We start from the raw sequence: 15,559 nt of genomic DNA on the forward strand, positions 1-15,559 counted from the left end.
CTTAAGGTATCCCCTCCGATACCTTCTGGTGTCGCGGGTTGGTGATCTAGTCCGGTTATGATACCTCCTTCACACGGAGGAAGTCGGCGGTTCGAATCCGCCCCGACCCACTACTAATTGACACGTTTTTGAAGGTGCGCTATCTCCGGTACCGGAGGCTCTACGCCGCGAAATCCCGCCCGGCAGGCATCGCACCGATCTGCATTCGTGCAGTGAGTGAGCGCTGCTGTGTCGGACCGTAGGCACGTCTCCCAAAACGGTTGAAGGAAACTTATCAATTGGGGGATCGAGAACAACCAGTCTGTTTAAGCAGTGACGCGAGCAAGGGTGTATGCAGGGCTGGTGGTCTAGTTCGGTTATGACGGTTCCTTCACACGGAACAGGTCCCAAGTTCAAATCTTGGCCAGCCCACTTCTATGGTGATTTCAGAGACAGACTCAAGAATCACTCTCTCGTCGCTGCTTCCTTTCACACCACTCAAAGAGGTCTTGACGTAGATCATCCTCTGTCTCTCCGAACAAACTACCGAGGCGATACCCGAGATTATCCCACGTCAATTCCTCTGGTGGGGGCCCTTCCGAGTATTTTGAAGAAGCGTCGCTTTCATTGAGGTCTTTCACAGCAGCTGTCCATCCTCGTTTGAATGCACCTTGTCGGTCGCTACCGGGATTTTCCTGTCTTATATCTCCTATTGGGATCGTTGGATCATTCGGCATTAGCAGTGTCTTGTCATCGAGTATTTAAAAATCACACAGGCAGATTACATTCTTCCCACTGGTCAAGCCAAATCCACTGGTTACATCCTCTGCAAATAGCTCTAGTCCGGTCAGCCACGACCATCGACTCACAGATGGGGCACTCACCAAGAATCTGGGTTAAATCTATTTCATAACTTGACGCGGCTTCTGCTTCTGTTTCGACACAGCTTGTGTGCGCTTCAATGTGAGGCCAGAGATCTACTACGTGGACCGTCGAGAGAATCGTTGAGCCTGCCGCGGAGATCTTCTGAACAGGGCGACTGTGGGGGGACGATGGGCAAGTAATGAACGGAGTGTTTGGTTCCTTGGCTGCGGTAATCGTATATTCCGTCCCGTTACCCGACAGGGTGATTCGCTGTACGGTTTCTCCATCGTCGCGCTGGACTACGTTACGGACTGTTAGCGGTTGCTCACGGTGATTGATCAGGACATCATCACCGGATCTGAGGACCTGTATTGTCTTCCAACATTCCTCTGGCGACTGACCCAGCTCGTCGTCAAACGGTGATTCAGAGGCCATTCGTTATGTATACTGTTCGAGCGCTCCGGCGATATCGTCCCACACGATTTCGTCATCCTCTCGTCCAAATGCGCTCTTTCGAGCGGCATCAACGACTATCGACTCAATATCCGAGGCAACCAGCCCGTCTGTAAGAGCTGCTATTCGCTCGATGTGGTCGTCTGTGAGTTGGTTCGGCCGGTTCCTCAATTGTGCTCGGAGAACCGCTTTTCGGGCAGCTTGATCCGGCTTGCCGATCTGAACCTTCTTGTCGATACGACCTGAGCGAACTCCTGCATCGTCCAGCGCCTCCAGTCGATTCGTTGCTCCAATAAACAGGATATAGTGTTCAGAAGTCTCCTGAAGGTGGTTGAGGAATTCTGCGACAACTTTGTTATCTTCTTCATGGCTTTGTCCAGCTCCGCTTCGCTGCTTCAGTACAGCATCCAGCTCGTCGAGGAACACTATCGCTCCACCCTCCTTCTTCGCTAGCGCTTTGGCTTCGTCGAAGAGCGTGTTTATCTTCTCCGCACTCTCGTTTATCCACTTACTTTGGACGTCGGCCCCACTCAAGTGAGCAAATGGTAGTCCGAGTTCTGTAGCAAGTGCCTTCGCCATAAACGTCTTTCCAGTCCCAGGCGGTCCGTGGAACACGATATTTGGGAGCGGAATACCCAATTTGTCAGCTTTCTCTCTCCCCGACGTCAACGGCAGCACAATATCGGTTTTCAACTCCTCTTTGAGCTCGGTCATACCACCGACATCATCCATCGAAACTCCAGTGTTGGTTGTCCAGTCGTATTCCAGACTATCGAAATCTACTGAGGTTGAGTCTGATCTGGTCTCGGTCAGAGTGGGTTCGGGACACTCGTCACGGGCGGTGAAGCGTTCCGGTGGTGTTGGCATTGGTGGCTCAGAAGGATTTTCACTAGAGCGCTTAACGCGGCGATCAGCCACGACTTCCGGTGCAGGCGGCTTGCTCGCCGATACCTGTGGCGTGGAAAGAGCCGTCTTGCTTCGAGGCTTCCAGAACCACCAAGACAAGCTTCCGAATGCTGCGACAGTGACTGTCAACGCAGCAAATTCAGGAGTAGTGTGTGGATGGAATCCCGGAATTACTCGTGTCGACACGAAACAGTTGAGAATTCCAGCGCCAGCAGCACCAGTAGTTCCTACAAGCCCACCGAGCCCTATTAGCGAGTAACCAGTTCGGTTGAGTAAACGAGGAGAGGCTACAGTTTCAAGCATACCAAGAGTGGCAGCCAATACGGCCACTACAGTTGTTGCGACGAGGACGATCACCAATATGGCAGAGATCGGCCAAAGCGACCTACCAAGAATGGGCTGACTGAATTGGTCAACAAGCATAGCTGCACCCTGATTGGTTGCAAAAAAGATCACAGAGCTAGTAACGCCCACAAGTGCGAGCGCAGTAGCGGTTTCAGTGAATCCCGTGTCTTGGTTCTGGTTCATACTACTTCTCCCTCGAAAAATAGAATGTCTTCAACGCATTGCGGGGGGTTGTATTCACCTGGAGTCTGCAACTCTGTCGGCGGAACTACGTAATTAAGCGTCTCACCTGGAAATCGGCGCGGCTCACGGTCAAGAACGGTTCCCCGGGAGGCATATCCAATGACCCGGACGCGATGCTCCTCAACCCAGTGTGTGAGGAAGTAATAATCTGCAATGGGCGTCGGGTCCACAGGAACAATTAGGTCCGGGCGAGAGAGCGCGGTCGTCTTGGTCGTTTTGACATCGAAGGTCGTCCGACCGAAGATCAGGTCGTGCCCCTCGTCACCGTGTTCATACACGTCTCGATCAATTCGACCATCGTAAAGCTGTGCGACCGCTAATTCACCAACAACTCCCGTAAGATGAGCATCTCGGTAAGATTGCTCACCGTGTACTTGTCCACCATCGATGGACTCGTACGACCTGCTCCGGCGATATGCAATTCCTCTCGCGTCTTGGAGTTGCTGGTCGGTCAGTTTGACGCAGGGTAGCTCAGCTAACGGTAGATCTGCTGGGGTTTTTCCGAGAGATACTTCTCGGAGGGACTCGTTCTGTCTCATGCTGTCTCTTTGATTCAGGGCAGCGCGGTCACGTGTTCCAGCACGTGGCCACTTTGGGTGGCGTCCCGCGCATATGCTGATTAGTTGAGGTCCCTAAGTAGTCGCTTGGATTTCTGGTCAGAGTGTGAGCACCTGAAATCGCACAAAACGGTGGTTGGATCCGTTCTACTATCAATATAAACTACTAATGCACGAGGTGAAGTAACCGACTGCTATGGGTTACCAGTCTCGCACGATCAAGCAGGTTCTACCAGATATCAACGATTCTGTCTTTCTCCCGGCAATTCAGCGAGAGTTCGTATGGGATACAGAACAGATTGTTCAGTTATTCGACTCCGTCCTCCGCGAGTACCCAATCGGGTCCTTCATCTTCTGGAATATTAATGGGGACTTCGCTGATAATCAGATTAAGTACTACTTTGTTCGGAACCACATCGAGGATAGCATATACCCGGACGAGTTCGACAACGTCCATCACCGGAACCCGAAGGTTCCAGAATACGAGCAAATTCCAGACTCCATCTCGCTTGTCGTAGACGGTCAGCAGCGTCTCTCTTCATTCTATATTGGCCTGCAAGGGACGTACGTCGAGAAGCAAAAATACCGACAGCGGAAAAACCCTGACGCATGGACTCGGAAACAATTGTACCTCAACTTGCTCTCGAATCCTAACAACCAGACAGAGGACCATCTGAAGCTCCGATACGACTTCAGATTCAAGGAACCAGACCCAACTCAGTCCAGTGAGAACTACTGGTTCCGTGTTGGTGATATCTTAGAAATCGATACACTGGAGAAAGCGATGACGAGGGCGAACGAAATTGCCGACGAGATAGAAGGGATTTCCGACGCAGAAGAGCACTACATTCTCAAGAATCTCACAACGCTATACAATGCCGTTCACGCCCGAGACATCGTGAACTTCTACGAAGAAGGGAATCAGGATAACGAGCGCATCCTGGACATCTTCGTCCGAGCGAACGAAGGAGGCACACAACTCAGTAAATCCGAGATTCTACTCTCGATTGCCACCTCCTACTGGGCCTCAGACGACGAGAATCCCATTGATGCGAAAGAAGAGATCAACACATTCGTCGGGAACCTCAACCAAACCTATGTGGACGAAGGGTACGACTTCGGTAGCGATTTCGTTCTGAAATCACTCCTCGTCGTCTCCAATCTCTCCGCGGAATACCAGATCCGAACGTTCACACATGAGAATTTGGCTTTAATGAAGGAGATCTGGGCGGACGGTGTCGTCCAAGACGCGATTGAATCTACCATCGAACTAATCAGTGATTTCGGGATCACCGGTCGGAGCTTGACGAGTCGAAATGCGCTCATTCCGCTAGTCTTCTACTTTTACCACAACGGAACCCCGTCTTTGACGACAGACTCCCAGTTGGGTGTGCAGGTTCGACCACGTATTCTCGAATGGCTCTGTTCGGCGCTCCTCAATAGCAATTTCAATTCTCGACCTGATCAGATAATTGAGGACGCTCGTGATGCTATCAAGGATGCTGAAGACAGTGAATTTCCACTGGAGCGGATCCAGCGTGAAATTCGAACTCGTGGGAAAGCAGTTGGGTTTAATCGAGAGATCATAGAAGATCTGTTCGAGGAAACCGACTACAATAGTACGAAGATCTACCTGCTTCTATCAGTCCTGTATTATCCCGACCCAGCTCTCGACGATTCACACGAAGTGGACCACATCTTCCCGCGCAGTCTTCTAGAGAAGGACAACCTCATCGAGAACTATGGCTTCGAACCAAGCAAAGCAGAGCGGTATGCGTCGCTGCGGGATCACGTTGCGAATCTCCAGTTAATTGAGGAGAATCAGTCAAAGGGCGACCGAGCGTTCGACGAGTGGATTTCGACGCGGAGCGATCAGTACTACGACCGGCACCACATCCCAACTGACGAAAGGCTATACGAACTGGAGAACTTCCCGGAGTTCATCGCACGACGCGAAGAGATGCTTCAAGACCAGATTATCAGCACCTTCAACTGAGTGCATCAACTCGGTTGAGGAAGCAGCTACACTAATTGCTGCACTCTCGACTGAAGATGGTCATACGCTGATTCAGCTGTCTCAACGTTCTTTGCACCTGTGATAACTAGTTTCCCATTAGCGAAGACGAGCATTACAGCACCGATGCCCTCAGGACGGTAAACCATACCTGGGAACTGCTCCGGTTCATACTCGGTCACTTCCAATCCCAACCCGATAGAGAGGGCATTCAGAGAGACCATCTCACCAAGCGTTGCAGTACAGACTACGTTCTGGACAGTGAACCCAGTTTCTGCAGCTTCTTCGATGACACCCAAATCCGTCAGTGTTCTCAGGAATCCATCGTTTGTTGTGCGCAGTACCGCCTCACTGGGACAACCACTGATGATGTACTTCCCGCTCCGATACACGGTGATGAGTGGTCCACCTTCTTCGAGGCGAATGTAGAGGCCATGGTAATTCGACGGGTCGTACTCCAAGTGTGGTGTGGACAGGTCACCTTCTAGGGCTTCAAGATCCAACTCCACTCCAAGATCACCGGAGCCAACGATATTCGCAATCTCGACAGTCATCTCTCACCCGGGGGGTTGCTGAGAACGAGAGATGCGGTTACCAACTGTGGCTCTTCTGGCGTGACGTGCTTTTCCTCTTCCAGTCGAGACAATTCCTCATCGCGCTCACGGCGAAGCGACTCAAGCTGGCGTTTCGCGTTCCCAATTGGTGCCGACATATCTTTCGCCTGCTTGTCCTGCCGTTGATACTCTTCAAGACGCCCCTCCCACTCGCTGATTTCCTCTTTGAAGTGTTGTTCTGCGTGTTGGCGCTTAATCTCCACTTCTCGTTCCCGTTCCTCACGTGCTTCGTCGGCAAACGATTCGACTTGCTTCCACGCCTCCATCTCCGCGACACTGTGCAGATCTTTTGCCATCGACGCGAGTCGGTCGAGAACCGGTGTCGACACGACTTCCTCCGGAGGGATCGTATCCACAAACTCCGGCTTCTCCGCGCTCACGTCGCTTTCAGACGTTACGTAGAGCGGTACTAGTTTCTCGGTGACTGCCTCTCCTGCCCCAGAAACGTATCCCAGACGGTACGTGAATAGGATGCCGGGAGTGGGTGTATCATCAGCTGCAATCTTCACAGCAACCTGACCTCCGATACGGTTCGAATCTAAGCAAAACTCGATAAGCGACTGGACGAGTGGATGGTCCAAAGCGATGAACTCAACGTCGTCTTCCTCCATCGCTACCTGCCGAGTGAACGTCGCCTGGTCATATCGCCCGGCAACCTGATTTCCGGAGAGGACATCAGGAACGTCAAGCTGAAACACGTCTCCGCCAGCACGGGCCGGACCCGGACGGACACCCCGAATGTCGCCGCCGAACTCATCGAAGAACTCGCGGACGAGAACCTCGATGTCGTCCTCGCTGACGTCGCCGTGTTGGCTTCGCTCAATGACATCGAGAATCTCCTCGTCTTCGTCAGAGAGGTCGAATCGGTCTCGGATGAGGAATTCGTTCTCGACGGTCTCCAGCGCATTCCTCCGTTCTTCGATGGTCTCGTCAATGTCGGCGACAACTTGGTCAGTAGGACGGTTTTCGGCTATTGCGGCCATGATAGTGTCGTCGAGATTGACGTCCTCCAGAATGCGGCCCAAGACGTCAGAACGCATCCCGAGGTCGGACTCGATCTGGTCTGTCTTCTCGACCAAGAGATTCAGAATCTCGCTCTCCCGCGTGTTCTTGAAGAAGAGGTTGCGAATCTCGACAGTTCGCTCCTGCCCGTACCGGTGTAGTCGTCCCATTCGCTGATCGATTCTAGTAGGCGACCACGGGAGGTCGAAATTGGCCATAATATGCGCGAACTGAAGGTTGAGACCCTCCTGAGCGGCGTCTGTCGCAATCATTATATTTTTCTCGTTCTCAAAGTCCGCCATCTCTTGTCGCCGTCGGTCCTGATCCAAGTCACCGTATACCTGCGCGATGTCATGGTCCGCGAACACCTGGTCGCGGAGGTACTCCAGCGTGTCAGTGTACTCGGTGAAGATGAGGATCTTCTCGTCGGGGTCCTCAGTCAGGATTCTGTCGACAAACTGCTTCAGGAGTTGTGCCTTCGAGTCCGTCTCGATGCTCTTGGCTTGTCGCCAGAGCTGCTTGACGCGGTCGAGTTCTTCCTGGATCTGTGAGCGATTCAGCGTGACTGTGACCGTCTCCAGCGCTTCCTCGACACGCTCACGTTCGGCGTCGGTCAGCGTTTCCGGTTCAGTGCTGTACCGGGGGATGAGTTCCTGGACGTCATCAGGCAGGTCCTCGGCGACAGCATCGTTCTGGATGGCTCGCATCCGGTTCTCTAAGGACTTCTGGATGGCGTAGATGCTCGATACGAGGCGCTTCTGGTAGATGACCATCGTGAACCCCGCAGCCTTGTTCTCTTCCTGCTGAGCGAGGTTGTAGTACTCACGGATGTACTCAGTGACGTCGTCGTAGAGCTTCCGCTCAGCCGGCGACATATCGACGCCAAGCGCCTCAATATTCTTCTCGGGGAACATGCGTGTCCCGTCGGTCTCGTACATATCGTCCTTCAGCCGGCGGATCATCAGGTCATCGAGTCCGTCCGGATGGATCTGTGACTCGTGGCTGAAGCGATACGGGTCGAGCAAGCTCACCAAGAAATAGAACTGATCGGACTTCCCCTTGTGCGGTGTCCCAGTGAGTAGGAGGAGCGCATCGGAGTTATCGGCCACCGCTTCCCCGACGGTGTAGCGCTGGGTGCGTTCAATGGAATCGTCGCTCCCGCGTCGGGCGGTGAGGTGGTGAGCCTCGTCGAACACGGCAATATCCCACTCTACGTCGAGATTATCGAGTGCATCGCGGACTGACACTCTATCTGACTCAGGATTGTCGTTCGTCTGCTTGGCGAAGTCGATAGACGTGATGATGAGGTCTTCTTGTTCCCAAACGTTCTGGTTCGGGTGGGACCGACGGTGAGTCTCGACAGTCTCACGGTCATAGATGACGAAGTTGCGGTCGAACTTCTCGCGCATCTCCTCTTGCCACTGCACGGTGAGCGGCGCTGGCGCGACGATGAGCACCCGCTCGGCACGACCGCGGGCGATGAGCTCCTCAATGACGATACCAGCTTCAATGGTCTTCCCGAGCCCGACCTCGTCGCCGATGAGGTAGCGATGGTCGTACGAGTTCAGGATCTCGTAGGCAGCCTGGACCTGATACGGCTCAATCTCGATGCGATTGTTCGTCAGCGACAGGAAGCGGTCGTATCTGTACGCAAGGTCAAGGCGGGTTGCACGTTCCCGGAGATCGTGGTGAATGGGCGAATCGATTTGCCGGGCTGCGAGACGGTCAACGATGGAGTCGATCCGCTCGATGTGGGGCAGGCCACTCGGGAGTTTGCGGAGTTGACCCTCTGTAGTGTAGACGTGGAGGAGTTGGCCTCCATTCGGGCGATATTCGATCTTCGTAACCTCGCCCTGCCCACCGGCGAACTTGACGTGGTCGCCAACCTCGAAGTTCGTCATCTATTTTGATCGGCCTTCACCGAGTGCTTTCGACCATACTAATCTTGTCTTCATCAAGCTCATACAATTCATAGACAACCCGGTTAAGAAAGTCATAGAGGCGATTACACTTCTCATCAAGTTCACTAACTTCCTGTTTCTTTTTCAGATAGGTTTCTAATTTTGAGTCGATGTCTGTAATTTCAGGGAGTGCGATAGCCTCTAACCGGTCCAGTAAGGAATTCCGCTTGGTCGCAGAGTCTCGGAAGCCGGCGAATCCATCTCCTTCCTCAGTCGCGTATTCTACGAATTCTATCAGCAGCGCTGCTTCAATTTCACTAACGCCGACAAAGTCCATCACAGGGTAGTATTCTGTTTCCGTATACCCCCACCGATCAGTTTCAAATTCCTCCTTGTCTTCTGGCTTATATCGTGCAGAAGCCTCAACTACGACCTTATGATCTTTTTTCGAGATACGTACATCACCGACTCTGAGATTTTCTTTTGTTTCAGTAGTCTCGGAAAGGGGGGTTTCCGAGACACCTGATGCAGGTTGGTACCCTGTAAACTTCTTAAGCTCATCACCCTCCTTATACGAACCTAGATAGTCCATAAGTTCGAGATTGTAACTCCGTCTCTGCTGCTTAATGTCCGAAATTGAATCAGATATCGAACACAGAGCGTCATGAAGGACTACCTTGTGCTCCCCCGAGGAATAGAGTTCTGCTAAGGCCTCTCCAGCCGCCAAATTCCCGGTAATGACACCTTCACAAACAGACCCGACCAACTCGTCAACACCCTCGTCAATCTGACGACGGTCGGTGAAATCGACTGCAGGAACCGGCAGGCTCTCAACGTACTGTGTTTTGTATCGTCGATAGCCACCCCGGACCTTCGGGGACATGCGGTCAAAGAGATAATCCAGCAGTGCACTGTTGAGGATCGCAGTTAGATATCGGCTATCATATGAGGTGAGAGATTCACCACGAACAATATAGTAGACCGTGTCAAGGCACGCGAATTCACCATTCTGATCATAGGCAAAACGGTTTTCAGGAGAGATATCCGGGAAAACGATCTTCTCGTTGACCATGCCCGGTGATTCATACCGGAGTTCGTACCACTCGTATCCCTGATCGACTAATCTCTCACCGTAGTTCTTCCGCTCAACTAAGTCAGATTTGAACTTCTCAAGGTAAGAAATAATGTTTGGAATCTGTTCTGGTGTTGCCAGCTCTGGTTCACCATCAACTACATCGTACGGATATATTAGCTGAGACAAATTCTCAGGTGCCTCTATGACAAACTGATTCACATCCCCGCCTCTGAGAACTTGTTCGATGTATTCGCGCTCAAGATCGTATTCTTCAACGGTTTCATCGTCTACGATGTAGACATCGGTATTTCCAGGAATCGCTCCCTGTCCAATTTGATCTGCAAACTCTTCAATAGGGACTGTGTCAGCAGAAACAACATCATCAGATACGAATGGGTGCCAAACATCTGAACCTAGGTCTGATTGCGTAATCTCCCACCCCGATTCACCGTCAGATAGTTCTGTCTCAATTTGCTTCTGATTTGACTCCCGAATATCTCTCCACAGGAATTTGTGATTTTCACTCGGCGGTACTTTCTGCCTGAGTAGAATCATCGGGTAAGCCGTGATATCAAACACCGGTGAGTCATGGAAATCAATTATCTCACGAATCGTCTCCTCCGAAGAGAGATGGTTCCGAAGTGACGATCCATATTTGGCCTTAGTAAACTTGTTTTGAATGATGTACCCAGTAAATCCGTTCTCATGGAGGAGATTAGAAGCTAGCTCCATAAACAGGACATAGATGTCACCTTTCATCTCAAAGGTGTCGAAAGTAGAGCGATAGTAGTCACGAATGTCATCAGTGAGCATCTTGAATATGATGTACGGTGGATTGCCAATCACTGCATCAAATCCTTCCTGAGCTTTTGACTCCCCATCAGTAGTGTAGAAAACCTCGGGGAATTCTAACTTCCAGTGGAAGTATTTCTCGTCCTCTGCCCACCTTTGAGCATTGTTAAACCAATCTTCAGAGGCGATTTCTTCCCCCCACTTTACGTCATCCTCTAATGCTGCAGCCATCTCTTCAAAGACATCCTGTGGAAGATCGTTCAAGCCAAAGTCCCGGGCAGTTCGAACATTCGCCATCGCTTCAAGCCGCCGCCGGAGCTTGTTCCGCTCGAACTCGTCATACTTGGACTCCATCTCCTTGACGTCTGCGAGTTCTTGGTTTTCAATAGCGATGAAGTCCTCATAAATCCGCATCAGCTGCTCAATCGTCCCTTTCCGAGCCACGCCGAAATCCGCGAGAGATGCATTCTGGCCGTCACCACCGCTCTCTGACTCAAGTTCGTCAATCTCTTCAATATCACTCCCAACAAGTGAGTTCCCGGTCTTCAGGTGATGGTCGAGGAACGCAAGCGGCTGTTCAGCAGCGAGCGTCCGCAGCCACAGAGAAACCTTCGCCAACTCGACAGCGAGCGGGTTCAGGTCCACACCGTAGATACAGCGCTGGGCGACCTGTCGACGCGCCCAGTTGATGTCGTGCGCTTCGTCAACCGTCTCGATACCTTGCTGAGCGGCCTGCTTCTCTTGGGCGTCAATAATCTCGCGGGCCAAATAGTCGATGGCGCTCGTAAGGAAGTGACCGCTCCCCATTGCCGGGTCGAGAATCTTCAGATCGAAGATGCGCTCGGCGAACTCCTCTGCGAAGCCACGGTCGTCACCACGCGCGCTTCGACCAGCTAGATCGGTCCGGATGTCGCTAACCAACGGTTCCAGGGTATTCTCGACGATGTATTCGACGACGTACTCAGGCGTGTAGTAGGAACCAGTTGCCTTTCGCTCACCACTACCGGTCGTCAGGTGGACTTCTCCCTCTTGGACGACCACGTCGTCGCCCTCTTCGGCACTCACGTACTCACCGTCGTCCAGTGCTAGCGGTTCGTCAGCGACGTTGAGCTGGTACTCCAGCAGTCCTTCGTAGATGCTTCCGAGATGGCGAACGTCGAGCGAGGAGTAATCGACGAAAATCTTCCCGCCACCGTTGCTGTTCTTGCTCCGGGTGAGGAGTTCGACGACCTTGGCTAGGTAGGCGTCACCGACATCGTGATTGGCGAGGAACTTCGCCTCCGGGCTGTCGTCTTCGTCCGGGTCAGTACGGAACAGGCCGCCGTTGTACGCCGGTATGTACAGGTCTTCTTCGGGGATACCGCGGGACTTGCTGCCCTTGTCGATGAGGGTGAAGAGCTCGTCCAGCCGCGACTGGAGATTATCCTGCCAGTCACGGTACTTCGGGTCACCGCTATCGAGTTCTTCGGCGATCTCCTGCTTGAGGGAGTTTAGGCTGTAGGACTGCTCGTAGATTTCGTTGCTCGTGTCCAGCAGTTCACGACCTTCGGCTTCGGCGTATAGGACGAATATGAGCCGGTACAGATAGATGAGTGAACTGTCGTGAACCCTATCGAGATCACCCTCATCGAGATCGTTGTCTGGATATTGGAGGAACCCCTCCGAGAGGATCTTAATCGCCTCGTAGATGTTGTCCTGCAGATCCTCTCCTAACTCCTGAGCGAAGACGTTGGATTCGCCGTAGACATCGTCGAGGAAGCAATCGCCGCCGGAGTCTTCGAGGAATGCCTCGTGGCGGAAGAAGAGGTAGAAGTATTTGAAGTCCTCAAGGTCACCGCTCTCCAGAATTGTCGGCAGGTCCACCTCGTAATAGGAGTCGAGGCGGTGACTGGTCGGACCATAATAGAGCCTCCACTTTTTACCGTCCGTTAGGACGGCCCAGCGTGCGGGCGTCTCTTGGAGGTAGACGTGGATCTGGTAACTTGGGTTCTCGAAGTCCCGTTCGTGTTCACCGCTTCCACGGGTGTCTAGAGGACGGCCCCACCGCTTTGCGTCCGCGACGGCGACAGAATTCTTGTAGAAGTCAAGACCCTCATCCCGTCGCTGGAAAGCGTCACGGGCAGCTTCTTCTGTTTCGAAGAACCCGTAGTCTGGTCGCCGTTGGGTGCGGCTCGTGCTTTCCTCAACCTCAAAGGGAATACCCAGCTTCCGAAACATCGGCCGGATGAACTTCTCTTCGAGCTGAGACTCGTTCCGCTTAGGAGCTGTGTCCTTCTCGCGCTCCCAGAGGTCCATAATGTCGTCGTAGGCCTCTTCGAGTTCCTCGTCGGTGACCTCGTCCCACTCTTCCGTCTCGGGGAGGTGCTCGTCGAGGTAGTAGTTGGAGAACAGGTCGCGGTTCGTGCGATAGGTGAGTGCCGTTTGCATAGTTAAGCGGGGGTGACGATGAGGAACTCTTCGGAGTCTTTGCTGTCGATGATAGCGTGTGCGATTTCCTTCGCGTCGACAACGTCAACATCTACCGCGTCGCCGATTTCTACACCGAGTTCTTCTAGCTCAGACCCGGAAACGTTAATCCGGCCTGAGTTTCCTGTGTTGCGACCGATTTGCTTCCGAGTCATTAGCGATAGCAAGACATGTTTGGTCCACCAGTATAGTCTTTACCTAGACTAACCGGGTGGGAATTTCACCATAGCGTAATTCGAAAGAACCTATCTTGTCAGAATATATCTTCCGATAAAGTGGTCACACAGCGCGATAAGATATGGGCAGCAACGCTTCGGGTGATGGAGTTTCAACGGACGTTCACAGCCACCAAAATCCGAGACGCTATCGAAGGTGAGGCTCCCTCTAAGCGAACTGTCCGGGACACGTTGGGTGCAATGGAAACAATGGGGTTTCTCCGGAGTGAGGGGGGCACTGGAAGAGCGCCGCGTCGATTTTTCCCTGTAGAGACAGATCCAGAAGTAGATCCGGAGGGATATTCTCCCCGTCGAATCACTCCTTCGAGCACAATTCCCTATCCAGGTAGCAAAGGGAGTCTCGCGGATTGGGTTATCAGCTATATCCCCACTCATGATACGTATGTCGAGGTGTTTGGTGGGTCAGCAGGTGTGCTCATCAACAAGCCTCGGTCGAAATACGAGATCTATAACGATATTAACGAAGATCTCACGCAGTTCTTCCGAATTGTCCGGAACCGCCCGGATGACCTAGCAGTTTGGCTCCAGTCGGTTCCTTACAGTCGATCCCAGTACGAGGAGTGGGTTGAAGCGTTCTACGAGGGTGTTCGACCGAACGATCCTGTTGAGCGCGCAGGGCGTTTCTTCTCTCTACGGTATATGCAGTATGCGGGCGTCTCGTCGACAGCGAACGGATTCAAGACTCGTTCACGTCGGTCACCAGCACGAACCTTTGACAACGCGAGAAGCCAGATTCAAACCCTTGCGGAGCGGTTCCATCAAGTGACTATTGAACGAAATGACTATCAAGAGATCTTCGAGATTTACGACGATTCTTCTGTTGATGTGTTATTCTATGTCGACCCGCCTTACGTAGATACAGAGAATCAGTACACCGGGCAATTTGATCACGAGCGCTTCATCGAGACTCTACACGGAGTCGAGAACGACTGGATACTTTCGTGTAAAACGGTTCCTGAAGCATTCACAGATCATCCGATTAGAGAACGAGACAGCCGCCATCGAATGAAGCGTGCCTCAGGGGATGTTACTGAGAAGCTTGTGTTCAATTTCGACCCGAACAGTAGGGACCCCTTCGTATCATGACTTAACCTGTTCTCACTTCCATTCCTCATATGGAATCCATGAGATATCGGTGACGCAGAGGCTGGCGAGAGATCAAGTTACTGGCCGTTGGAGATACTACGACAGCATATCCATACTCGAACGAAAGATCGCATGTGGCTCCGAATTCACGCGGTGACCCCCCATTGTGGATTCCAGCCCCTATCAAGTACGAAGGGCTAAGACAACCGAACCTATTCGGTATCGAGACCATCAAGACCGTACAGCTCCCGGCGATCCGGCTTGTTCAGTGCTCTCCGGAGTGAGTCACGGCTGTGGCTGGTCACCTTCGAGGCCCAGTACACTGTCTTTTCAGGGTTCTTATCCACCTGTTCCAACGCTGCAACGAGCTCATCGTATCCATCAGCCGGCACTAGTACCCCATCCTCGACGGTGAATCCGATAGGTGGTCGCCCGATCCACTCTCCGGTCTCTTGGGTCTGGAGACGACGCTCAGCGGCATTGAGCGCGTCTCGGCGCTCGGACTCTGCAACCGCTCGGAGAGCGTTAAGCTCACCGTCCCCAGGTTCGATGATGAGTTCTTCACGAACCACGTGAGTTGTGACTTCCGCATTAGCGAGTGTTTTCACAACTTCGTGTATATCTCGGTAGCTGTCGCCGAATGCGGATAGGTGCGGTGCGATTACGTGCGGAACTTCGTTCCTGGTAACGGTATCGATTACTTGGTGGAGGTATTCAGGGTACGAACTGTCCGTGTCACTCCATACACCGGCGTTGACTGTAAGCTGGCCGGGATCACTGCTGCCTATGCCAGCTTGGATCTCGTCGTCGGTGCCAAAGTCGGTACGGTCGAGTTTGTCACGGGCATAAGTGTATGCTTCATAGGCACCTGCGTACGGCTGGTTACCCTTAGAGTAGATAGCGATTGCTGGGGTGGGGTTGTTTTTCGTGTTGTTCGTGTCGTCAATAGTGACCCCGAAGTCAGTGAGGGTTGGTTCCGTTGCCATTCTACTGTGTTTGTATGTGTATCTCTCAGTCTCTTAATGA

Annotated in this window: 9 protein-coding genes and 2 tRNA genes; 4 read left to right on the forward strand and 7 right to left on the reverse strand. The window is 52.6% G+C overall.

The window, feature by feature from the left end; all coding sequences use genetic code 11:
- Positions 1-35 precede the first annotated feature (35 nt).
- Both P1L41_RS14600 and P1L41_RS14605 read left to right on the forward strand, forming a co-directional pair.
- Positions 36-110, forward strand: a tRNA-Val gene (locus P1L41_RS14600).
- A gap of 226 nt (positions 111-336) precedes the next feature.
- Positions 337-411 (forward strand) — tRNA-Val (locus tag P1L41_RS14605).
- Between the two features lie 870 nt (positions 412-1,281).
- Here the strand turns inward: P1L41_RS14605 and P1L41_RS14610 are convergent.
- Together P1L41_RS14610 and P1L41_RS14615 are read right to left on the reverse strand one after the other, a co-directional pair.
- Positions 1,282-2,730, reverse strand: coding sequence for an ATP-binding protein (locus P1L41_RS14610; RefSeq protein WP_276296463.1), 1,449 nt, complete (start codon positions 2,728-2,730; stop codon positions 1,282-1,284).
- Positions 2,727-3,329 carry a hypothetical protein gene (locus P1L41_RS14615; RefSeq protein ID WP_276296464.1) on the reverse strand — a complete coding sequence of 201 codons (603 nt, stop codon included), beginning with the start codon at positions 3,327-3,329 and terminating at the stop codon, positions 2,727-2,729. Before P1L41_RS14615 ends, P1L41_RS14610 begins: the two co-directional genes overlap by 4 nt.
- 214 nt (positions 3,330-3,543) lie before the next feature.
- Between P1L41_RS14615 and P1L41_RS14620 the strand changes: the two genes are divergently transcribed.
- Entirely contained in the window at positions 3,544-5,343 is a 1,800-nt protein-coding gene (locus P1L41_RS14620) for a DUF262 domain-containing protein (RefSeq protein ID WP_276296465.1), read from the forward strand.
- Between the two features lie 26 nt (positions 5,344-5,369).
- On the opposite strand, the gene P1L41_RS14625 is transcribed toward P1L41_RS14620, so the two are convergent.
- Genes P1L41_RS14625 through P1L41_RS14640 form a run of 4 tightly spaced genes read right to left on the reverse strand, consistent with a single transcriptional unit; the run spans position 5,370 to position 13,366 of the window.
- A complete protein-coding gene (locus tag P1L41_RS14625; protein WP_276296466.1) occupies positions 5,370-5,915 on the reverse strand; it encodes a TATA-box-binding protein in 546 nt (181 codons plus the stop codon).
- Entirely contained in the window at positions 5,912-8,878 is a 2,967-nt protein-coding gene (locus tag P1L41_RS14630; protein ID WP_276296467.1) for a helicase-related protein, read from the reverse strand. The genes P1L41_RS14625 and P1L41_RS14630 overlap by 4 nt, the downstream gene beginning before the upstream one ends.
- 16 nt (positions 8,879-8,894) lie before the next feature.
- On the reverse strand, positions 8,895-13,172 hold the full coding sequence (locus tag P1L41_RS14635) for an Eco57I restriction-modification methylase domain-containing protein (protein ID WP_276296468.1): 4,278 nt from the start codon (positions 13,170-13,172) through the stop codon (positions 8,895-8,897).
- A 2-nt stretch (positions 13,173-13,174) separates the two neighbouring features.
- Positions 13,175-13,366: a hypothetical protein gene (locus tag P1L41_RS14640; protein WP_276296469.1), complete on the reverse strand. Its 192-nt coding sequence runs from the start codon at positions 13,364-13,366 to the stop codon at positions 13,175-13,177.
- 270 nt (positions 13,367-13,636) lie between these two features.
- Between P1L41_RS14640 and P1L41_RS14645 the strand changes: the two genes are divergently transcribed.
- On the forward strand, positions 13,637-14,533 hold the full coding sequence (locus tag P1L41_RS14645; protein ID WP_276298468.1) for a DNA adenine methylase: 897 nt from the start codon (positions 13,637-13,639) through the stop codon (positions 14,531-14,533).
- A gap of 212 nt (positions 14,534-14,745) precedes the next feature.
- Here the strand turns inward: P1L41_RS14645 and P1L41_RS14650 are convergent, their stop codons facing one another.
- A complete protein-coding gene (locus tag P1L41_RS14650) occupies positions 14,746-15,519 on the reverse strand; it encodes a serine integrase family protein (RefSeq protein WP_276296470.1) in 774 nt (257 codons plus the stop codon).
- Between the last annotated feature and the right edge of the window lie 40 nt (positions 15,520-15,559).

Source organism: Haloarcula ordinaria, assembly GCF_029338275.1.
Classification (GTDB): Archaea; Halobacteriota; Halobacteria; order Halobacteriales; family Haloarculaceae; genus Haloarcula; species Haloarcula ordinaria.

What these genes read in the sequence shown, in the direction of transcription:
- P1L41_RS14610 (WP_276296463.1), bottom strand. Translation starts at nt 2,730, where the DNA reads ATGAACCAGAACCAAGACACGGGATTCACTGAAACCGCTACTGCGCTC.
- P1L41_RS14615 (WP_276296464.1), bottom strand. Translation starts at nt 3,329, where the DNA reads ATGAGACAGAACGAGTCCCTCCGAGAAGTATCTCTCGGAAAAACCCCA.
- P1L41_RS14620 (WP_276296465.1), top strand. Translation starts at nt 3,544, where the DNA reads ATGGGTTACCAGTCTCGCACGATCAAGCAGGTTCTACCAGATATCAAC.
- P1L41_RS14625 (WP_276296466.1), bottom strand. Translation starts at nt 5,915, where the DNA reads ATGACTGTCGAGATTGCGAATATCGTTGGCTCCGGTGATCTTGGAGTG.
- P1L41_RS14630 (WP_276296467.1), bottom strand. Translation starts at nt 8,878, where the DNA reads ATGACGAACTTCGAGGTTGGCGACCACGTCAAGTTCGCCGGTGGGCAG.
- P1L41_RS14635 (WP_276296468.1), bottom strand. Translation starts at nt 13,172, where the DNA reads ATGCAAACGGCACTCACCTATCGCACGAACCGCGACCTGTTCTCCAAC.
- P1L41_RS14640 (WP_276296469.1), bottom strand. Translation starts at nt 13,366, where the DNA reads ATGACTCGGAAGCAAATCGGTCGCAACACAGGAAACTCAGGCCGGATT.
- P1L41_RS14645 (WP_276298468.1), top strand. Translation starts at nt 13,637, where the DNA reads ATGGGGTTTCTCCGGAGTGAGGGGGGCACTGGAAGAGCGCCGCGTCGA.
- P1L41_RS14650 (WP_276296470.1), bottom strand. Translation starts at nt 15,519, where the DNA reads ATGGCAACGGAACCAACCCTCACTGACTTCGGGGTCACTATTGACGAC.